17 protein-coding genes and 1 tRNA gene are annotated in these 20489 nt (G+C 69.2%); 15 read left to right on the top strand and 3 right to left on the bottom strand.

Going from position 1 to position 20489, the window contains the following annotated elements; translation table 11 throughout:
* Nucleotides 1-2: 2 nt before the first annotated feature.
* The 3 genes from MST3598_RS09820 to MST3598_RS09810 all read left to right on the top strand — a co-directional run bounded on the left by MST3598_RS09820 (nucleotide 3) and on the right by MST3598_RS09810 (nucleotide 3993).
* The gene (locus MST3598_RS09820) at nucleotides 3-980 is read left to right on the top strand and encodes an ROK family protein (protein ID WP_081860101.1); all 978 of its coding nucleotides are present in this window, start codon (nucleotides 3-5) and stop codon (nucleotides 978-980) included.
* A gap of 131 nt (nucleotides 981-1111) precedes the next feature.
* The gene (locus tag MST3598_RS09815) at nucleotides 1112-2656 is read left to right on the top strand and encodes a M81 family metallopeptidase (protein WP_029259046.1); all 1545 of its coding nucleotides are present in this window, start codon (nucleotides 1112-1114) and stop codon (nucleotides 2654-2656) included.
* On the top strand, nucleotides 2653-3993 hold the full coding sequence (locus MST3598_RS09810) for an alpha-L-fucosidase (RefSeq protein WP_029259047.1): 1341 nt from the start codon (nucleotides 2653-2655) through the stop codon (nucleotides 3991-3993). The genes MST3598_RS09815 and MST3598_RS09810 overlap by 4 nt, the downstream gene beginning before the upstream one ends.
* Before the next feature lie 75 nt (nucleotides 3994-4068).
* Here MST3598_RS09810 and MST3598_RS09805 read toward each other — a convergent pair whose 3' ends face one another.
* Entirely contained in the window at nucleotides 4069-6903 is a 2835-nt protein-coding gene (locus MST3598_RS09805; RefSeq protein ID WP_029259048.1) for an FAD-binding and (Fe-S)-binding domain-containing protein, read from the bottom strand.
* Between the two features lie 86 nt (nucleotides 6904-6989).
* On the opposite strand from MST3598_RS09805, the gene MST3598_RS09800 reads away from it, so the two are divergent.
* On the top strand, nucleotides 6990-7652 hold the full coding sequence (locus MST3598_RS09800) for a GntR family transcriptional regulator (protein ID WP_029259049.1): 663 nt from the start codon (nucleotides 6990-6992) through the stop codon (nucleotides 7650-7652).
* A 14-nt stretch (nucleotides 7653-7666) separates the two neighbouring features.
* Here the strand turns inward: MST3598_RS09800 and MST3598_RS09795 are convergent, their stop codons facing one another.
* Nucleotides 7667-8620, bottom strand: coding sequence for a hypothetical protein (locus tag MST3598_RS09795; protein WP_029259050.1), 954 nt, complete (start codon nucleotides 8618-8620; stop codon nucleotides 7667-7669).
* Between the two features lie 83 nt (nucleotides 8621-8703).
* On the opposite strand from MST3598_RS09795, the gene MST3598_RS09790 reads away from it, so the two are divergent.
* The 3 genes from MST3598_RS09790 (at nucleotide 8704) to serA (ending at nucleotide 11228) form a co-directional block, all read left to right on the top strand.
* Nucleotides 8704-9168, top strand: coding sequence for a hypothetical protein (locus MST3598_RS09790; RefSeq protein WP_029259051.1), 465 nt, complete (start codon nucleotides 8704-8706; stop codon nucleotides 9166-9168).
* Entirely contained in the window at nucleotides 9165-9500 is a 336-nt protein-coding gene (locus MST3598_RS09785; RefSeq protein ID WP_029259052.1) for a hypothetical protein, read from the top strand. Before MST3598_RS09790 ends, MST3598_RS09785 begins: the two co-directional genes overlap by 4 nt.
* A gap of 123 nt (nucleotides 9501-9623) precedes the next feature.
* A complete protein-coding gene (gene serA / locus MST3598_RS09780) occupies nucleotides 9624-11228 on the top strand; it encodes a phosphoglycerate dehydrogenase (protein ID WP_029259053.1) in 1605 nt (534 codons plus the stop codon).
* A gap of 91 nt (nucleotides 11229-11319) precedes the next feature.
* On the opposite strand, the gene MST3598_RS09775 is transcribed toward serA, so the two are convergent.
* Nucleotides 11320-11862: a TetR/AcrR family transcriptional regulator gene (locus MST3598_RS09775; protein WP_021200392.1), complete on the bottom strand. Its 543-nt coding sequence runs from the start codon at nucleotides 11860-11862 to the stop codon at nucleotides 11320-11322.
* 95 nt (nucleotides 11863-11957) lie between these two features.
* On the opposite strand from MST3598_RS09775, the gene MST3598_RS09770 reads away from it, so the two are divergent.
* From MST3598_RS09770 to MST3598_RS09735, 8 genes are all read left to right on the top strand, one after another.
* The gene (locus MST3598_RS09770; RefSeq protein ID WP_021200393.1) at nucleotides 11958-13493 is read left to right on the top strand and encodes an MFS transporter; all 1536 of its coding nucleotides are present in this window, start codon (nucleotides 11958-11960) and stop codon (nucleotides 13491-13493) included.
* Between the two features lie 81 nt (nucleotides 13494-13574).
* Nucleotides 13575-14618, top strand: coding sequence for a 3-isopropylmalate dehydrogenase (locus MST3598_RS09765; protein ID WP_029259054.1), 1044 nt, complete (start codon nucleotides 13575-13577; stop codon nucleotides 14616-14618).
* 60 nt (nucleotides 14619-14678) lie between these two features.
* On the top strand, nucleotides 14679-15779 hold the full coding sequence (locus MST3598_RS09760) for a branched-chain amino acid aminotransferase (protein ID WP_096359697.1): 1101 nt from the start codon (nucleotides 14679-14681) through the stop codon (nucleotides 15777-15779).
* 119 nt (nucleotides 15780-15898) lie between these two features.
* Nucleotides 15899-16675 (top strand): fumarylacetoacetate hydrolase family protein, encoded by a 777-nt coding sequence (locus MST3598_RS09755; RefSeq protein ID WP_029259056.1) that lies wholly within the window; start codon nucleotides 15899-15901, stop codon nucleotides 16673-16675.
* Nucleotides 16672-17931 carry an MFS transporter gene (locus tag MST3598_RS09750; protein WP_096359553.1) on the top strand — a complete coding sequence of 420 codons (1260 nt, stop codon included), beginning with the start codon at nucleotides 16672-16674 and terminating at the stop codon, nucleotides 17929-17931. The genes MST3598_RS09755 and MST3598_RS09750 overlap by 4 nt, the downstream gene beginning before the upstream one ends.
* On the top strand, nucleotides 17928-18692 hold the full coding sequence (locus MST3598_RS09745; RefSeq protein ID WP_029259058.1) for a class I SAM-dependent methyltransferase: 765 nt from the start codon (nucleotides 17928-17930) through the stop codon (nucleotides 18690-18692). The genes MST3598_RS09750 and MST3598_RS09745 overlap by 4 nt, the downstream gene beginning before the upstream one ends.
* A 53-nt stretch (nucleotides 18693-18745) precedes the next feature.
* The gene (gltX, locus tag MST3598_RS09740) at nucleotides 18746-20251 is read left to right on the top strand and encodes a glutamate--tRNA ligase (protein WP_029259059.1); all 1506 of its coding nucleotides are present in this window, start codon (nucleotides 18746-18748) and stop codon (nucleotides 20249-20251) included.
* A 99-nt stretch (nucleotides 20252-20350) separates the two neighbouring features.
* A tRNA-Gln gene (locus MST3598_RS09735) sits at nucleotides 20351-20422 on the top strand.
* The last annotated feature ends 67 nt before the right edge of the window (nucleotides 20423-20489 follow it).

Here is a 20489-nt window from a genome sequence, read left to right as displayed (position 1 = left end):
GCATGATCGGTCAGGAACAGCGCACCACCATGCCCGTCGACGGCGTCGTCCTCCCCGACGGCACCGGTCTGGTCGGGATCGACATCGGCGGCACCAAGATCGCGGCCCTCCTCGTCAGTGCCGAAGGAGCCGTCCTCGCCAGGGGAAGCGTCCCGGCACCCGCTGCCCTCGGCGGAGGCGCGATGGCCGATGCGGCGGCAGAGCTCACCCGCGCGCTGGTCGCCGAGGCCGACGTGACACTCGTTGCGGCAGGGGTCGGCGCAGCGGGGGTCATCGACCATGAGACCGGGACGATCCGCGCGGCATCGGCCACCTTCGTCGGGTGGGCGGGGTTCCCCCTGGCGGACGAACTCGAAGCACGTCTCGGCGTCCCCGTACGTGTCGAGAACGACGTCAACGCCTTCCTGCTCGGCGAGGCCGCCGCCGACGGGCGCACGGACCGCGATGTGCTCGGCGTGATGCTCGGCACGGGCGTCGGCGGTGCGCTCATGATCGACGGTGAGCTCCATCACGGTCCGCACGGTGCGGCGGGGGAGATCGGACACACCCCCGGCTACAGCGAGCTCGTGTGCACCTGTGGCCAGACCGGCCATCTGGAGACATTGGCGTCGGGCACCTCGATCGCACTGCGCTTTCAGGAGCGCACGGCGGGACCGATCCTCGACGCCAGAGACGTCGCCGACCGTGCCCGACAGGGCGACGTGGACGCGATCGCGGTGTTCGACGCCGCCGGGCACGCGCTCGCGCTCGCGTGTGCCAGTGCGGCGACGATCATGGATCTGCCCTGTGCGATCGTGGGCGGCGGCGTCGCCACCGCCTGGGACCTCCTCGAGCCGGCGATCGCGCGCACGCTGCGCACGGACTCCCCGGTATCGGGCATCCCTCTGCGCATCATCCCCGCCGTCCTCGGTTCCGATGCCGTCGCCCTCGGCGCCATCGAGACCGCCCGCCGTGCCCTCGTGCCGGCACGAGCACACTGATCCCGGTTCGCACCGACCACTCGATGAGCACCGACCACTCGATGAGCCCCGACCACCCGATGAGTCCACCCGACGAGCCCCGACAAGGAGCACACCACGTGACTGCACGTCCCGAAGCCCACGAGATCTGGATGGGTTCCCTTCCTTCCGTCGCAGACGGCGGGCTCCCGAGACCCCGCATCGGCATCGCCGGGATCTCGATCGAGTCGAGCACGTTCTCCCCTCATATCTCCGGTGACGAGGCCTTCACGGTCCGCACCGGAGAGGCCCTGCGCTCGTACTATCCCTTCCTCCAGGACGGGCGCGAGCTCGAAGCCGCCGCGGAGTGGGTACCGCTCACACACGGACGCTCCCTGCCGGGCGGAGCCGTGGCTCCGGAGACCTACCACCGGATGAAGGATGCGATCGTGGAGGGCATCCGCACGCAGGGGCCCTTCGACGGCTTCTTCTTCGACATCCACGGCGCCATGAGCGTCGTCGGCATGGAGGACGCCGAGGGCGATCTCGCTCTCGCGGTGCGCGCGGCCCTCGGCCCCGACACGCTGGTGTCGACCTCGATGGATCTGCACGGCAACGTCTCGGAGGTGCTGCGCGACGCGGTCGATCTGCTGACCTGCTACCGGATGGCGCCGCACGAGGACTGGATGAACACCAAGGAGCGGGCGGTGTGGAACCTGCTCTCGCGACTGCGGGGGCCGCACGGCACCGACCCGCTGCGTCGGCGCCCGTTCACGGCGTGGGTGCCGGTCCCGGTGCTGCTGCCCGGGGAGAAGACCAGCACCCGCCTGGAGCCGGCGCGCAGCATCTACGCGCAGCTGCCCGAGATCGAAGCGCTTCCCGGCGTCGTCGACGCCTCGGTGTGGATCGGCTATGCCTGGGCGGATGAGCCGCGGTGCCAGGCGTACGTCGTGGTCACCGGCGACGACGAGGAGCTGATCGCGCGCGAGGCCGAGCGCGTGGCACGGATGTTCTGGGACGCCCGCGAGGACTTCGTCTTCGTGGCCGAGACCGGATCCCTCGATGAGGCGCTCGAGAAGGCGCTCGCCCCGGGAGCGCCGCATCCGTACCTGATCTCGGACTCGGGCGACAACCCGACCGCCGGTGGTGCGGGCGACGTGACCTGGACGCTCGCGCACCTGCTGCAGCGTGCGGAGCTGACCGACGGCAGCCGCACCACTCTGGTCGCCTCGATCTTCGATCCCGTGGCCGTCACCCAGGCAGCGGCCGCCGGTGTCGGCGCCACCGTCACCCTCGACGCCGGCGCAGGGGTCGACGCAGGCCCGCACGGCCCCGTGCCGATCACCGGGACCGTGTTCTCCATCACCGACGGGGATCCCGATGCGGGCACGCAGGTCGTGATCGCAGTGGGCGGGCTGCACGCCATCATCACCGAGCGCCGCAAGCCGTTCCACCACCTCTCGGATTTCCGGATGCTGGGGCTCGAGCCCACGAGCGCCGACATCGTCGTGGTGAAGATCGGCTACCTCGAGCCGGAGCTGTACGAGCTCGCCGTGGGCTGGACCCTCGCGTTGACGCCCGGAGGTGTCGATCAGGACCTGCTGCGTCTGGGCCACCACCGCCTGCGGCCCGGCGTCTACCCCTTCGACCCGAACGGGAATCCCGATCTCACCGCGGTCGTCGTCCGTCGCGGAACCTCTGAGGAGCAGAGCGCATGATGAACTTCGAGAAGCGCACCGGACCGGACCTCGGCGCGGACGCTCCGACGTACCCGACGCAGGGTGTGCCCGACTGGTACCGCGACGCGAAGCTCGGCTTCTTCGTGCACTGGGGTCTCTACTCGGTGCCGGCGTGGGCCGTGCAGCACGGCGAGGGCGTGAACATCCCGACCGAGGACGCGTACGCCTGGCACCAGTACGCCGAGTGGTACGGCAACACCGTGCGCATCGCCGGCAGCCCCACGTGGGAGCGGCACCAGCAGCTGTTCGGGCCGGGCACCTCGTACGAGGACCTCGCCGATCGGTGGGATGCCTCGGCGTTCGACGCGGATGCCTTCGTGGGCGAGCTCGTCGGCGCGGGAGCCCGGTACATCATCCCCACGACGAAGCACCACGAGGGGTTCTGTCTGTGGGACACCGCGACGACCGGCTTCAACGCGGTGGCTCGTGGTCCGCGCCGTGACCTGATCTCCGAGTTCCACGATGCCACCCGCCGGGTGGGTGCGAAGTTCGGCGTCTACTACTCGGGCGCGCTCGACTGGCATGTGAGCGACTTCCCGGCGATCGAATCGGACACCGATCTGTTCCGGTTCCGTCGCAACGACGCGCACTTCGCCCGCTACTCCGCCGCACAGCTCGACGAGCTCGTGGCGCGCTTCTCGCCCGACGTGCTCTGGAACGACATCGAGTGGCCGGACGGTGGCAAGGGGCGTGACGAGTACGCGGTCGCCGCGCTCCTGGAGCGGTACTTCGATGCCGTACCGGATGGTGTCGTCAACGACCGCTGGGGTGTGCCGTACCACGGCTTCCTCACCCGCGAATACACGGACATCCCTGAGATCATCCCGGAGCCATGGGAGTCGACCCGCGGCCTCGGCTACTCGTTCGGCTTCAACCAGGCGGAGGACGAGCGGCACTCGCTGTCCGGTGCGGCGCTCATCCGCCTGCTCGTCGACGTCGTGGCCAAGAACGGCAATCTGCTGATCAACGTGGGCCCTGCGGCCGACGGCTCGATCCCGGAACTGCAGCGGAGCGCGATGCGCGAGCTGGGTGCGTGGCTGCAGGCGAACGGGCACGCGATCTACGGCACACGACCGTGGATCCGGATGGGGGAGCGGAGCGGCGCTCCGCGTCGCTACACGACCACAGGGGCGACGGTGCACGTGCACGCGCTCGACCCGAGCGTCGGCACGATCGGGTTGCCCGATGAACTGCGCACGCGCGATCTGCGCTGGTCGGACGGGTCCGTCGCCGAGCGGTCGGCGCAGGACAGCGCGGTCGTCGTGATCCCGGCCGGTCTGCGCGAAGAGGCTGTCGCGGTCCTGTCCGCAGGCTGAGACGGATCGGATCGCGACGAGGCGAGGGCCCTCCCGACCACGAGTCGGGAGGGCCCTCGCTGTGTGCGCCCGCGCTCAGGGGCGGGTGAGCTCCTCGAGCACCTCGACCACATGCCGATACGGTCGCCCTGTGGCGCGTGTCATCCCGATCTCGCAGGTGCGGTTGGCCGACACGAACGCATCGAAGTCGCCGCGCGTGCTCTCGGCCTCCGCGATCTCCGCCGACTCCTGAGCGGTCGCGCTGGCCGTGAGCTCGGGGTGCAGCATGCCGCGGTCCCCGGCGAAGGCGCAGCAGCCCCACCCCTCGGGGACGAACACGTCGTCGGCGACGGCTCCGGCGATCGCGGTCAGCGCCCCGGTCGCCCCGAGCGCCGTCGTGGAACAGGTCGGATGCACCGCGATGGTGGGCAGCTTCGCCGTGACGGTCAGCTTCGGCAGCACCTCGCGGGCCACGAAGGTCGTGGCGTCCTCGATACGCAGCCCGGCGTACCGGGGGTTCTTCGCGACCGACTGTGCGAGCATCACGTCCAGGCCCTCGGTGCAGGACGCCGCATCGCACACCACGGGAAGCTCGCCGTGCCGGCTCGCGACCCACAACGACTCCAGGACCCGGTCCGACATGCGTGCGTATCCGTCGAGATGGCCCTTCGACTTCCACGGTGTGCCGCAGCAGAGTCCGCCGTTCTCCTCGGGGATCACGACGGGGATCCCCGCCCGGTCGAGCAGTGCACGCAGGGCATCCCGAGATCCCTCGCCCTCGCCCTCCGCACCGAACATCGTCCCGATGCAGGCGCCGAAGAAGACGGCCTGCGCATCGGTCGGCGACTCCGGGCGCGGGGGCTTCGAGCCGCCGTGGGGGAGCCCGCCGTCGTAGAGGGGCACGGTGTCGGTGCCGAGGACCGCGCGGCCGAGCTGCGTGACGCCGCGCACGAGCGGAGCGGGGAGGGCATCGGCGACGGTGAGCGCGACCCCTCCGGCCCGGGTGACCGTGCCCCAGTGCTTCGCGGCCACGCCCCACACCGCGCCTTCGATCGCGTTCGACTGCTCCGCACGAAGCCGACGCACGAGGTCGCCGGTGTTGATGTCGACCGGACAGGCCACGCCGCACATGCCGTCGACCGCACACGTCTGGACGCCGTCGTAGTCGTAGTCCTTCTGCAGGTCGCGCAGCAGCTCGGTGTCGCCCTGCTCCTCGGCCCACGCCATGTCGCGGCGGATCACGATGCGCTGTCGAGGCGTGAGGGTGATGCTCTTGCTCGGACAGGTCGGTTCGCAGTAGCCGCATTCGACGCAGCGGTCGACCTCGCCCTCGACCGTCGGCACCCGCTTGAGGTCGTGCAGGTAGGAGTCCGGGTCGTCGGAGAGGACCACCCCCGGATTCAGGATGCCGTCGGGGTCGAGGAGGCCCTTGATCTCCCACATCATGTCGGTGAGCTCGTCACCGTACTGGCGGCGTACGAACGGCGCCATGATGCGCCCGGTCCCGTGCTCGGCCTTCAGCGATCCCTGCTGGGACAGCACGAGGTCCACCAGATCATCGGTGAAGCGCCGATAGCGCGCGACGCTGTCGGCATCGTCGAAACGCTCGTTGAGGAGGAAGTGGACGTTGCCGTCCTTGGCGTGCCCGAAGATCACCGAGCCCTCGTACCCGTGCGCGGCGAACAGCTCGATGAGTCGCTCGCACGTGTGGAGAAGACGCGGCACCGGCACCACGATGTCCTCGAGGAGAGCCGTCGTTCCCGAGGGGCGGGCGCCGGCGACCGCGGTGTAGAGCCCCTTGCGCACGTGCCACAGTGCGGCGCGTTCTCCGGAGTCCGTGGTGAGGCGCGGTGTCACGGCGAGCGGCAGTGCCTCGAAATGCGCCTGTGCCGTCGCACTCGCCTCCCTGAGCGCATCGTCGTCGGAGGCGTGCACCTCCACCAGGAGAGCGGCGTGCCCCTGCACCTCGATCTCCGCGATCGATGCCGGGACGTCGCTCAACCCCTGCGCGACCCGGAGGGAGGCGGCGTCCATGAGCTCGATGGTGGCGAGTCCGAGTCGGGTGAGGTCGGGAAGTGCCGTCATCGCGGCGGACAGCGTCTCGAACACGAGCAGCCCCGTCGCGATCGACGGGCGTACCTCGATCGTGCGGAAGCGGGCCTCGGCAACGAAGGCGAGTGTGCCCTCGGAGCCGATGATGAGGTGCTCCAGGATGCGCACGGGGTCATCGAAGTCGAGGAGCGCGTTCAGCCCGTAACCCATGGTGTTCTTCATGGAGAACTGCTGGCGCAGGAAGGCGACGTGCTCGGGCGAGGCGAGCAGACGTGCCCGCAGATCGAGCAGGCCCGCGGCGATCGCGGGTTCCGCGGCGTGCAGCAGCTCATTCGCATCCGGACGGCCGGTGTCGAGGATCGTTCCGCTCGGGAGCACGATCGTCATCGACTCGATCGTCCGGTACGAGTTCTCGGTGATGCCGCAGGCCATTCCGCTGGAGTTGTTCGCGACGACTCCGCCGATCGTGCAGGCGATCTCGCTGGCGGGGTCGGGGCCGAGCTTGCGGCGATAGCGCGTGAGTCTGGTGTTGACCTGGCGCACGGTGGCGCCGGGGCCGACGCGCACGGTCGCGCCGTCGTCTTCCACGCGGATCTCGCGGAAGCTGCTGCGGGTGTCGACGAGGATGTCCCCGCTCACGCTCTGCCCGGAGAGGCTGGTGCCCCCGGAGCGGAACGTCATCGTGCGGCCGGCGGCGCGAACGGCTCCGAAGGCGCGTGCCACCCCTTCGGCATCCGCGGGGGAGAGCACCGCATCCGGGATCAGCAGGTAGTGGGAGGCGTCGTGGGCGCGGGCGAAGCGGTCGATGGAGCGCGAATGGACCTGAGTCGCGGGGCCCAGCAGGGCGGGGTCCAGCGGTTCGGCGAGGGTGGTCGGCACGGTGCTCCTCTGCTCCGTCGGAAGGTGATCAACACGATTGTCAGACAAGTGTACCGAGCGTGCGGCTCTTCGATAGGCTGACCCGCATGACCACCACTTCGGACGCACCGCTGGGGATCGTCGGCGTCGTGGATGCCGTCACCGCACAGCTGCGCGGTCGTATCCTCGGCGGCGAGATCCGCTCGGGGGATCCGATCACGGAAGCGGCCGTGTCGCAGACCTTCGGAGTTGCGCGTCCCAGCGCGAAAGCGGCGATCGAACAGCTCGTCGCCAGTGGCCTGCTCGTGCGCACCGCGCATCGAAGCGCGCGTGTGGTCGGGATCGACCCCGCGACAGTGCGTGACGTCTACCGCACCAGGGCCCGACTCGAGAGCGCGGCGCTTCGCGAGCTCGCGAAGACCAGCACCGTGCCGAGCGCGACGCGCGATGCGAATGCGGAGATCCTCGCGATGCCCCCGGGTCCCGACCCGGCGACCGTGAACCCCGATCTGCGGTTCCACACCGCCATCATCGATGCACTCGACAGCGAACGCACCGGGCGCATGTACCGCAGCGTGCTCGACGAAGTGCGGCTGTGCATGGCGCAGGTGCAGGGGCGCCGGCTTCTCGACGCCTCGGTGATCGCGTCGCAGCATGCCGAGATCCTCGACGCGGTCGCTTCAGGCGACGGAGAACGGGCAGCGGCTCTTCTCGACGCGCACCTGTCGTCGGCCGAGCAGCGGCTGGTGGAGGCGCTCGACGCGGAGTAGCGTCGAGCGGGCCGTCACTCCGCCGGAGCTTCCTCGACCACGATCGGGGCTTCGGCCGGATCAGCCCACGCCGGTGCTGGGAGCACGGTGTCGGTCTGGCCTGCCTGGATCGATCGCAGCGCCTCGGTGATCTGCTCGTCGTTCTCGGGGACGGGAAGGTCGCAGGCGCGCAGTTCCGAAGCGAACTGCAGGGTCAGCCGGATCTTGCCCGCCTCGACGGCCTGTGCGGTCGTGCCGGTGCGGATCTCGCTCCCGGTCTGGATCGCCGGGACGTCATCGCAGACGTGGTAGACCTTGCCGCCGTCGACCCAGACCACCTCGTCCTTGCCCAGAAGCTGGATCACGGCCGACTGGTCGGCCGTGTACTGCTCGACGGACGCCGGAGCGAAGTCGACGCCGATGAAGACGGCCAGGGCCGCGAGGACGACGCCGACGATTCCGGCCGTGGTCTTCTGGCCCTTGTCCATGTCCTTGTTGAGGAAGATCAGGATGACCAGCGGGAGGAACGCCACGACTGCGACGATCGCACCGAGCTGGTTCTGCACGAAGAACCGCGTCTTGTCCGCCCTGCGCGCGGGGTCGAGGCGGTTGGCCTTCTTCCACAGCACCGAGCCGGTGATGGACAGGGCCGCGATCACGACGAGCAGCACGAGGAGCGTGATGAACGCCCACTGCGGGAACGTCGCGGTGACACCCTGCTCCTCGAGCAGGCCGGTGTCGGGGTTGCGGACGAGGGTGCCGTCTTCGCCGACGAACACGCGCTGGCGCAGGAGCCAGAAGATGCCGACGCCTTCGCCGATGATCGCGACAGCCCAGAGGATGGCGGCGATCCAGCGGAAGCGCGTCGCCTTGGCCTTGGCTTCGGGGGTGGGGACCCAACCGGCAGGTGGTTCGGTCGCCGTGCTCTTCGCGGACTGGGCGACGCGGGCGTCGCTGTTCCCGGTCTCGGCGTTCTCGCTCGCAGCCACGGTGTTCCCTTCCCCTCCGGTGCCCGCCGTTCCGGCTCAAGGCAACCCCGATCCTAGTGGACCGGGTGTCCTACGCTGGGGACATGACTTCCGATTCCGACGACGCGCTCAGCTGGGACGGCGACGAGGCCTCGACACCGAAGGATCGCGCGCTTCCGCACGGCTGGAACGCCGTCGGCAAGGGCAGCGACGACGTCGGGACGATCGAGGACGACGGCACCGTCACACCGGCGACCGACGACGAGCCCTCGGGGCTGAGCACCCCGATGCTGCTGCTCGTCGGTGTCGTCGGCGGCGTCTACCTCCTCTACACGATCGGCTGGATCGTCGGAGGGCTCCGGTTGCAGCCGCTGGCATCCTTCCTCGTCTCCGACGTGATGTTCCTGCCGTGGTTCTTCCTCGCGATCGCTGCGCCCGCGCTGTGGTTCCTGGCTGCTTGGGTGCTCACTCGGGGGAGGGCTGCGTGGATCCGTGTCGCGGTGCTGCTCGCCGGAGTCGTGCTCCTCGTCCCCTGGCCCTTCGTCACCGTGGGGGTGATCGGATCATGACCGCGTCATCGACCGAACCGCAGGTGTCTGCGGGCACGCCGCGTTGGCTCGTCGGTCTCGTCATCGGACTCGCCGGGCTCTTCTATGCCTACGCGGTCTGGAACGCCATCGCGCATCTGATCACGATGGCCCAGACCGGACTGAGCGGCGGTGGATGGGCAACCCTGCTGTTCGGGGTCGCCTTCCCCGCGATCGTGTTCGCCTTCGCCTACGCGATCGGCAGGCGGCGGCGGGTGGGCGAGCTCGCTCTGGTGTTCCTCGCCGGGCTCGGCGTCGTCGCGGTGTTCTGGATGAGTCTGATCGCGTTGAGCCTGACGATGCCCAGCGCGTGAGCAGCCTGTCGCGCCACGTCACACGGCGCGGAGGGCTGCGCCTGCTCCGGTAGAGTTGACGCGATCGCGCCCCCATGGTGTGCGGCGCATCGGCCCCTGCCGCGCTGCCCCGAAGGATCCACTGTGCCGAAGCCTGTCGTGCTTATCGCCGAAGTACTCTCTCCCGCCACGATCGACGCTCTCGGTCCCGACTTCGACGTCCGTGACGTCGACGGCACCGACCGCGAGGCGCTGTTCGCGGCGCTCGCGGATGCCGATGCCGTGCTGGTCCGCTCGGCGACGCGCATCGACGAGGAAGCGCTGGGGCACGCCCCGAAGCTGAAGGTGGTCGCCCGCGCCGGAGTGGGCCTCGACAACGTCGACATCAAGGCGGCCACGGCTGCCGGTGTCATGGTCGTCAACGCGCCGACCTCGAACATCGTCTCCGCCGCCGAGCTTACGGTGGGCCACATCCTGAGCCTCGCCCGCCGCATCCCGGCGGCGCATGCCTCACTGTCTGCCGGTGCGTGGAAGCGCAGCTCCTTCACCGGCGCCGAGCTGTTCGAGAAGACGGTCGGCATCGTCGGTCTCGGCCGCATCGGCGCCCTCGTCGCCGCGCGCCTCGCGGCTTTCGACATGCGGGTCGTCGCCTACGACCCCTATGTCACGTCTGCCCGCGCACAGCAGCTCGGCGTGCAGCTGCTCTCGCTCGACGAGCTCGTGGCGGAGTCGGACTTCCTGACGATCCACATGCCGAAGACGCCGGAGACGACCGGCATGATCGGTGCCGAGCAGTTCGCGGCCATGAAGCCGACCGCCTTCGTGGTCAACGTCGCACGCGGTGGGCTGATCGACGAGGAGGCGCTGCACGCGGCCCTCGTCGCGGGTGAGATCGCGGGTGCCGGACTCGACGTGTTCACCTCCGAGCCCCCGGCAGAGGGAGGCACCGCTCGGCCGCTCCTCGACCTGCCGAACGTCGTGGTCACCCCTCACCTCGGTGCCAGCACCGAAGAGGCGCAGGAGAAGGCCGGCGTCTCGGTCGCTCGCTCGGTGCGCCTCGCTCTCGGCGGCGACCTCGTCCCCGACGCGGTGAACGTCGCGGGTGGCGTCATCGATCCCTACGTGCGTCCCGGCATCTCGCTCGTCGAGAAGCTCGGCCAGATCTTCGCGGCACTCGCGACGTCGCCGCTCACCAGCCTCGATGTCGAGGTGCACGGAGAGCTGAACGACTACGACGTCAGCGTGCTCAAGCTCGCTGCGCTCAAGGGCGTGTTCACCAACATCGTCAGCGAGACGGTCTCTTACGTCAACGCGCCGCTCCTCGCCGAACAGCGGGGGATCGCGGTGCGTCTGCTCAAGGATGACGTCAGCGACGAGTACCGCAACGTCATCACCCTCGCGGGCGCGTTGTCCGACGGCTCGCAGCTCTCGGTGTCCGGCACGCTCACCGGTCCGAAGCAGACCGAGAAGCTCGTCGGCATCAACGACCACCGGCTCGAGCTGCCGATCGAGAAGCACCACGTCGTCATGCTCTACACGGACCGCCCCGGCATCGTCGCGGTGTACGGCCAGAAGTTCGGGGAGGCCGGCATCAACATCGCCGGCATGCAGATCGCCCGTCAGGCCGCCGGGGCCCAGGCCCTCAGCGTGCTGACCCTGGACTCGCCGGTCTCGGACGAACTGCTCGACGACGTGCGCGACGCGATCGACGCCGACCTCTTCCGTCAGATCGAGATCACCGAGGTCTGATCGCACAGGTCTGGCTGCACCGGTCTCAGTGCGCAAGTGCAGAAGAGGGCGGGAGTGTGATGCTCCCGCCCTCTTCTTATGTCTCGGCGGGTCAGGCCGTGGCTCTGAGGACCAGGGCGATCAGCTCGGCGAGTTCGTCGCTGCGGGGGACGAGCCGCTCGGGGCCGTGCACGTCTAGCGAGTTGTTGAAGTAGAGCCCGTCGCTCACGAGCATCACGAGGTCGAGGCTCGCATTGTCGCGCACATGCGGGCGGATCGTCTCCGCCCAGCGTCGTCGCGTGTCGCGGAGCATGTCGGCGGCAGGGATCGATCCGCCCTGGGCCAGCCGCGTCGTGGCGATCAGCACGCGATCGAGGGCGTCGTCCTCCATGACCGAGGTGCGCACGTAGTAGGCGACCGGCCCCTCGTCGGCTGCGGTCATGCGTTCGAGGTCGAGCGTCGTGAGTCGGTCGAGCCGCTCGACGAGCCCTGCCTCCAGTTCATCCTTCGACCCGAAGTGGTAAAGGAGGCCACCCTTGGAGACGCCGGCCGCCTTCGCGGTCGCATCGAGCGTCGCTGCACGTTCGCCGTCTTCGATGAGGATCGCTTCGAAGGCGTCGAGCACCTTCTCGCGGGCGAGGGGAGGTCGGGGCATCGTGGATCCTCTGCACAGGGGAGGGGCGGGAATTCTGTTACTATACCATCTGGACGGTTCACTAACCGTGCCGTCATGATTCTGAGAGGTGTTCCATGAACCGTACTGCGTCGATCCCGACGACAGAGACGGACGCTCCCCGCGTCGGAGCCCGCGGCTGGGCGGCACTCGTCGTCCTCATGCTGCCGGTGCTGCTGGTGTCGGTGGACAACACGGTGCTGAGCTTCGCGCTCCCCGAGATCTCGATCGCGCTCGCTCCCACGGGGGCGGAGCAGCTGTGGATCATCGACGTGTACCCCCTGGTGCTCGCCGGCCTCCTGGTCACGATGGGGACGCTGGGCGACCGCTTCGGGCGCCGGAAGATGCTGCTGATCGGTGCGACCGGCTTCGCCGCCGTCTCCGCACTGGCCGCCTTCGCGCCCACTGCCGGGCTGCTGATCGCCGCCCGGGCGCTCCTCGGCTTCTTCGGCGCCATGCTGATGCCGTCGACCCTTTCCCTCCTGCGCTCGATCTTCCAGAATCGCGACCAGCGCCGCATGGCGATCGCCGTGTGGGCGTCGGCGTTCTCCGCGGGCTCCGCGCTCGGACCGATCGTCGGCGGCTTTCTCCTCGAGCACTTCGCATGGGGTTCCGTCTTCCTCATCGCCGTGCCCGTGTTGATCCCGCTGCTCGTCGCCGCGCCGCTGCTGGTGCCCGAGAGCCGCGACCCTAACCCCGGGCGCATCGATCTGATCAGCATCGCGCTGTCGATGGCGACGATGATCCCGGTCGTCTACGCGATCAAGTCGCTGGCCGTCGACGGGCCGAGTCTCAAGGCCGGAGCCTGGGCGCTGCTCGGCTTCGTGATGGGCTACCTGTTCGTCCGTCGCCAGCTGCGTGCCAAGACGCCGATGCTCGACATGGCGCTCTTCCGTCGGGGCTCCTTCTCCGGTGCGATCCTGGTCAACCTGCTCAGCGTCGTGGCTCTGGTCGGTTTCCTCTACTTCGTCTCGCAGCACCTGCAGCTCGTCCTCGGGCTGTCCCCGATGATGGCCGGGCTCGCGCTCGTGCCCGGAATGCTCGCGATGATCGTGGCCGGACTCTCGGTCGTCCCGATCTCCCGTCGCATCCCGCCGCACATCGTGATCCCCGTCGGGCTCGCGTTCTCCGTGGCCGGCTACCTGATCGTGGCGTTCACGACGCACGAGCACGGCGTCCTGCCGCTGGTCGTCGCATTCGTGGTGCTCGGCATCGGCATCGGTGCCGCCGAGACGATCTCCAACGAACTGATCCTCTCCAGCGCCCCCGCCGCGAAGGCGGGAGCGGCGAGTGCGGTCTCCGAAACCGCCTATGAACTCGGTGCGGTGCTCGGCACCGCGGTGCTCGGTGGCATCATCACGGCCTTCTACCGCGGGGCTCTCGTGCTTCCGGAGGGCCTGCCGGCAGACGTGGCGCACGCGGCGGGGGAGACTCTCGCCGGGGCCTACACGGCGGCGCAGGCGCTGCCGGGCCAGCTCGGCACCGCGCTGTGGGAGGCGGCGGCGGCCGCATTCGGCTCCGGGGTGATGGTGACCTCGCTGATCGGCGCTGGTCTCGTCGTCGTCGCGGGCGTGATCGCCGCCGTCACACTGCGCAAAGCCCCCACGCACTGACCAGTACGCTGGGAGGACCGGCTCGCTCTCCCTGCGGTGAGCCCGAGCCGGTCCATCCCCGTGCAGTGCGCAAGGAGTCTCATGTCGCGTGTCGTGAAGCTGGCCGTCATCCCCGGTGACGGCATCGGTCCCGAGGTCATCGCCGAAGCGGAGAAGGTGCTCGACGCCGTCACCGCCGACAGTGGTGTGGTCTTCGACAAGACCCGTTTCTCGCTCGGCGCCGGACGCTTCCTCGAGACCGGCGACACCCTCACGGACGATGACCTCGCCGCGATCTCCGCGAACGATGCGATCCTGCTCGGCGCGGTCGGCGGCACCCCGGGCGACCCGCGCCTCAAGGACGCCAACATCGAGCGGGGCCTGCTGCTGAAGCTGCGTTTCACCCTCGACCACTACGTGAACCTGCGGCCGTCGAAGCTGTTCGTCGGTGCCTCGGGCCCGTTGGCCGAGCCCGGCGACATCGACTTCGTCGTGGTGCGTGAAGGCACCGAGGGGCCGTACGTCGGCAACGGCGGGGCCATCCGCAAGGGCACCCCGCAGGAGGTCGCGAACGAGACCTCGGTGAACACCGCCTTCGGCGTCGAGCGCGTCGTGCGCTACGCGTTCGACCTCGCCGAGCGTCGTCATAAGAAGGTCACGCTGGTGCACAAGACCAACGTGCTCGTGCACGCCGGTGCCATCTGGCAGCGCGTCGTGAACGAGGTGGCGGCCGAGCACCCCGACGTCGAGGTCGACTACCTGCACGTCGATGCCGCCACGATCTTCCTGGTCACCGACCCCTCGCGCTTCGACGTGATCGTCACCGACAACCTGTTCGGCGACATCCTCACCGACCTCGCGGGCGCGGTCACGGGTGGCATCGGCCTCGCCGCCTCGGGGAACATCAACCCCGACGGCGCGTTCCCGTCGATGTTCGAGCCGGTCCACGGCTCAGCGCCCGACATCGCCGGACAGCAGAAAGCCGACCCGACGGCGGCGATCCTCTCGATCGCGCTGCTGCTCGACCACCTCGGACTCACCGAGGAATCCGCACGGGTCGGTGCCGCGGTCGAGGCGGACATCGCGGCACGGACGGCGGCTCGCACCACGGCGGAGATCGGCTCCGCGATCACTGCACGCCTCTGACTGCAGGCGTAGGCTGAACGGGCGCGAGGATGCGCCCACCCACGAGGAATGGATGATGAGATGACGACCATCGATGCCGAGGCGACCGTGGCTCCCCTGGAGTTCGCCGTCACGAAGAACCTGACCGCTGCGTCTCCCGCACGGCTCGCCGAGGTGCTGGAGAATCCGGGCTTCGGCGTGGTCTTCACCGATCACATGGTCGACATCTGCTGGTCCGCCAAGGGCGGCTGGCACCGTCCTCGCGTGCAGCCGTACGGTCCGATCCCGCTCGACCCCGCGGCATCGGTGCTGCACTACGCGCAGGAGATCTTCGAGGGTATCAAGGCCTACCGTCACGCGGACGGCTCGATCCACACGTTCCGACCCGACCGCAATGCTGCGCGTCTGCAGGCCAGCGCTCGTCGTCTCGCTCTGCCGGAGCTGCCGACCGAGTACTTCATCCAGTCGCTGCGCGAGCTCATCGCCGTGGATGGCCGCTGGGTTCCGGACGGCGCTGACCAGAGCCTGTACCTGCGCCCGTTCATGTTCGCGAAGGAGGCGGTCCTCGGCGTGCGCGCCGCGCAGAAGGTCGCCTACTACGTGATCGCGAGCCCCGCAGGCGCCTACTTCTCCGGCGGGGTGAAGCCGGTGCGCATCTGGCTCTCCGAGGAGTACGCCCGCGCCGGCAAGGGCGGAACCGGCAAGGCCAAGACCGGAGGCAACTATGCCTCGAGCCTGCTCGCACAGAGCGAGGCGAGCGCGAAGGGGTGCGACCAGGTCGTGTTCCTCAACGAGAAGCGCGATGTCGAGGAGCTCGGCGGCATGAACGTCGTCTTCGTCTTCAAGGACGGACGTGTGGTCACCCCCGAGTCGGACAGCATCCTCGAGGGCATCACGCGCGACTCGCTCCTGCAGCTGGCGGATGACCGCGGCTACACGGTCGAGAAGCGCCCGATCTCGATCGACGAGTGGCGCGAAGGCGTGGCCTCCGGCGACATCGTCGAGGTGTTCGCGTGCGGCACCGCCGCGGTCGTCACCCCGATCGGCGCACTCGTCGGAGACGGGTTCGACGAACCGCAGCCGCTGGGCGAGCTCGCACTCTCGCTGCGTGAGGAGCTCACGGACATCCAGTACGGCCGCCGCGAGGACAAGCACGGCTGGCTTCTGCGCCTCGACGCCTGACCGCGCGGACGATACCCGCGCCCACCACCGAGACCCACGCCTGCCGCCTGCGCACGTGTGGGTCTCGGTGTCTGCGGTGCGTCTCGGCGGGGTGGGACGCCCTCGCTAGGCTGGATCCCATGAAGATCGCCCGGTTCAGCCACGACGAAGCCATCATGTACGGGATCATCGACGAGCGTGAGCTCGTCGTGCTCGCCGGAGACCCGATGTTCACCGGGTACGAGACCACCGGCGCCCGTGTGCCGCTCGCGGATGCCGCGCTGCTCGCTCCGGTGATCCCGCGGTCGAAGGTCGTCTGTGTGGGCAAGAACTATCACGACCACGCGGCCGAGATGGGGGGAGAGGCTCCCGAGGAACCGCTGCTGTTCCTCAAACCGAACACCGCGGTGATCGGACCTGGTGACGCGATCGTGCGTCCGCCCCTCTCCGATCGCACCGAGTACGAGGGTGAGCTCGTCGTGGTCATCGGCAAGATCGCCAAGAACGTGAAGGCCGAGAACGCGCTCGACTACGTGCTGGGCTACACGATCGGCAACGACGTGACTGCGCGCGATCTGCAGCGCAAGGACGGACAGTGGGCGCGCGCGAAGGGCTTCGACACGTTCTGCCCGCTCGGACCCGTGATCGAGACCGACTTCGATCCCGCGACCGCCACGATCGAGACGCGGGTGAACGGCGAGGTGCGCCAGCACGCTCCGCTCACCGACATGATCCACTCGGTGCCGGCGATCATCGAGTACGCCTCGGCCGTGTTCACGCTGCTCCCGGGTGATGTCATCATGACGGGCACGCCGGCGGGCGTCGGAACCTTCGGCGCAGGAGACGTCGTCGAGGTCGAGATCACGGGGCTGGGCATCCTGCGCAATACCGCGCGGGACGCCGCACCCGCGTCATGACCGATGTGGCCCTGACGGCGGCGCAGCAGACGGCGGTCCAGCGACGCACCGTGCTGGTGCTGTCGCTCGGGCAGGTGCTCGGCGGCATCGCCTTCGGTGCCACGGTGTCGCTCGGAGCGCTCCTGGCCGCGGACATCTCGGGGAACGACGCGCTCTCCGGTCTGGCGACCGCCTCGGTCACGCTCGGAGCGGCGGCGTGCGCGATCCCGCTGGCCCGCCTCGCCGCTCGTGTCGGCCGGCGTCGTGCGCTCACGCTCGGCAACCTGTTCGCACTGGTCGGCATCGCGGTCGTCATCCTCGCCGCCTCCCTGCGCATCTTCCCGCTGCTGCTCGCCGGCATCCTCATGATCGGCGCGGGCAACGCGGGAAACCTGCAGTCTCGCTTTGCCGCGACGGATCTCGCCGCCCCGCAGCACCGCGGCCGGGATCTGTCGATCGTCGTCTGGTCGACGACGATCGGCGGGGTTGCCGGGCCCCTTCTGCTGGGGCCGGGAGAGATCGTCGGGCTGGCGGTCGGGATGCCTCCGCAGACGGGTTCCTATCTGTTCTCGTTCGTTGCGCAGTGCGCGGCACTCCTGCTCTACATCGTCGCGCTGCGCCCTGATCCGCTTCTCGCGGCGCAGCGGCTCGCCACGGCGTCGGCGGCTGCCGCCGGAGCGGTGGCAGAGGACCGGCCACGGGTGGCGCGCTATGCGATCTTCGCGATCGCGGGGTCTCGCGTGGTGATGGCGTCGGTCATGGCCATGACCCCGGTGCACCTGTCGCACATGGCGCACGGCGCCGGAGGCATGGCGGCGACCCCGGCGGATGTCTCGGCTCTGGTGGGGATCACGATCGCCCTGCACGTGGGTGGGATGTACGCCCTGTCGCCGGTCTTCGGTGTGCTCGCCGACAGGTGGGGCCGACTCAAGGTCGTGCTGCTCGGCCAGGTGCTGCTCGCCGGTGCTCTGGCGTTCGCCGTGTTCACGGGTACCGAGGCCTGGGGTGTCATGGTCGCGCTCATCCTGCTGGGGCTGGGGTGGAGCGCGGCGACGGTCGCCGGGGCGGCGCTGCTCACCGAGGCCTCCGCGCCCGAGCTCCGCACGCGCAGACAGGGTCGCAGCGATTCGCTCATGAGCCTCTCGGCTGCGGCCGGCTCGGTGCTGGCCGGAGTAGTGCTGTCGAACTTCCAGTACTCCGGACTCGGGATCGCAGCCTTCATCCTGGTCGTCGCGATCGTGGCGCTGTCTCCGCTGGCTCGCGCGGGAGCACGGTGAAGGACTGGTCCGGGGTCGGCGAAGCGTACTCCGCCTCCTACTCGGCGCTGTGCGCCGGGACCTTCGTCGCGATGCGGGAGGCTCTGGGCGAGCCGCACGGCCGCAGCCTGGTCGACGTGGGCGCCGGAGACGGCACCCTGCCTGCGATGTGGACCGCCGAGGGATGGACGGTGACCGCGTGCGAGCCGGAGTCGACCATGCGCGCGGTCTCGCGTCGCCGGCATCCTCGGATCGACCCCATCGACGGCACCTTGCCGGCGCTTCCGTTCGCAGACGGCGCGTTCGACGTCGCCATCGCGAACTTCGTGTTGAATCACGTCCCGTCACCGCGTTCGGCCGCCGCAGAGCTGGGACGGGTCAGCCGGGGTGCGGTCGTGGCGACGACCTGGACGCTCTCTCCCTCGTGGTTCTGGGCCGAGATCACCGAGCGTGCCGGTATCGCACCCTTCGGGGGGCCGAGGCTCCCGGATGACGAGGACTTCGAGCGCACGGCCGACGGGTTCGGGCGGATGCTGCAAGAGGCCGGGCTGCAGCGCGTAGAGGTCACCGAGCTCGACTGGACCTGGAGCGCGGATCCGCGAGCCCTCTGGCGGTCTGTCGAAGGGGGAGTGGCCGGTGCCGGTGCGCTCTACGCCGGTCTCGACGAGGTCGACCGGCAGCGGTTTCGGACCGCTTTCGACCATGTGGTCGAAGAGCGGAGTGCGAACGGTTTCCTACCGCTGGCGCATCGTGCCGCGGTCGCCGTGAGCGCCGCTCGCTGAGCGCTTCGATCCTCCAGCGGTGCGGTCACCCGTCCCCGTAGAATCGAAGGGCTATGGCTACCCCTCACCCCCTCACCACGACTGTCAGTGGTGCCGACGTCCGCGTCCGCTTCTGCCCCTCACCGACCGGTCTGCCGCACGTCGGCATGGTCCGCACGGCTCTCTACAACTGGGCCTACGCCCGACACAACGGCGGGAAGATGGTGTTCCGCATCGAGGACACCGACGCCGCCCGTGACAGCGAGGAGAGCTTCCGCCAACTGGTCGACGCGCTCACCTGGCTCAAGATCGACTGGGACGAGGGCGTCGAGGTCGGCGGACCGCATGCGCCCTACCGGCAGTCGGAGCGTCACGACATCTATCGCGAGGTGATCGACAAGCTCATCGCGACGGGCGCCCTCTACGAGAGCTACTCGACGGCCGAGGAGATCGACGCGCGCAACGAGGCCGCAGGCCGCGCCAAGCAGCTCGGCTACGACAACTTCGACCGCGACCTCACCGACGAGCAGAAGGCGGCCTTCCGCGCCGAGGGTCGACAGCCCGCTCTGCGCCTGCGCGTGCCGGACGAGGACGTCACGTACGTCGACCTGATCCGTGGCGAGGTCACCTTCCCCGCCGGTTCATTCCCCGACTTCGTGGTCGTGCGTCCGAACGGCGTGCCCCTGTACACGTTCGTGAACCCGGTCGACGACGCACTGATGGGCATCACGCACGTCCTGCGCGGTGAGGATCTGATGCCGTCGACCGCGCGCCAGCTCTCGCTGTACGCGGCTCTCATCGATGCGGGCGTCACGACGTTCGTGCCGCGATTCGCCCACATGCCGCTGGTGCTGGGGGAGACGGGCAACAAGAAGCTCTCCAAGCGCGACCCGCAGGCCGATCTGTTCCTGCACCGCGACCGCGGCTTCATCCCCGAGGGACTGCTGAACTATCTCGCGCTCCTCGGCTGGTCGATCGGCCCCGACCGCGACGTGTTCTCGCTCGACGAGTTCACCGCGGCATTCGACATCGTCAACGTCAACCCGAACCCGGCCCGCTTCGACCAGAAGAAGGCCGAATCGATCAACGGCGACCACATCCGGATGCTGGGGGAGAAGGACTTCGCCGAGCGGACGATCCCGTACCTCGCCGCGGCCGGGCTCTTCGATGAGCCCACACATGAGCAGTTGGTGACGGCGTTCCGCGTGGCGCCTCTCGTGCAGGAGCGCGTGCAGCTGTTGGGCGAGGTCCCCGGGATGGTGGGCTTCCTCTTCACCGACGAGGTCTCATACGCCGAGGACGCGCTCAAGGGACTGCCGGCGAATGCTGCCGAGGTGCTCGATGCCTGCGTCGTCGCTCTCGAGCCGCTGGAGGAGTTCACGCCCGAGAAGATCCAGGAGGCTCTGGCCGCGGAGCTGGTGGAGAAGCTCGAGCTCAAGCCGCGCATCGCCTACGGCCCTCCGCGTGTGGCGATCACCGGCCGCCGGATCTCGCCGCCGCTGTTCGAGTCGATGGAGCTGCTGGGTAAGGACGAGTCGCTGCGTCGTCTGCGTTCCCTGTCGGCGTTCCTCGCGAACTGAGTCGCGACGCGCCCGGGCGGCGGCGCACGGCACCGGTTTTGGTGTTCCGCCGCCGCTCGGGTAGGCTTGATTCTCGGTGCGAGGCTCCGGTTTCGCCCTTGGGGTATGGTGTAATTGGCAACACGACGGTTTCTGGTTCCGTTATTCTTGGTTCGAGTCCAGGTACCCCAGCAAGATGAAAACCCCCGCTCAGGCGGGGGTTTCTTCGTTAGGTGATGCGTCGGAGTCGTCCGCCGCG

It is taken from the genome of Microbacterium sp. TPU 3598 (assembly GCF_002356155.1).
GTDB classification, from domain to species: domain Bacteria; phylum Actinomycetota; class Actinomycetes; order Actinomycetales; family Microbacteriaceae; genus Microbacterium; species Microbacterium maritypicum_A.
The sequence above is the reverse complement of the archived record's forward strand: the minus strand, read 5'-3'. Positions and strand labels throughout refer to the sequence as shown.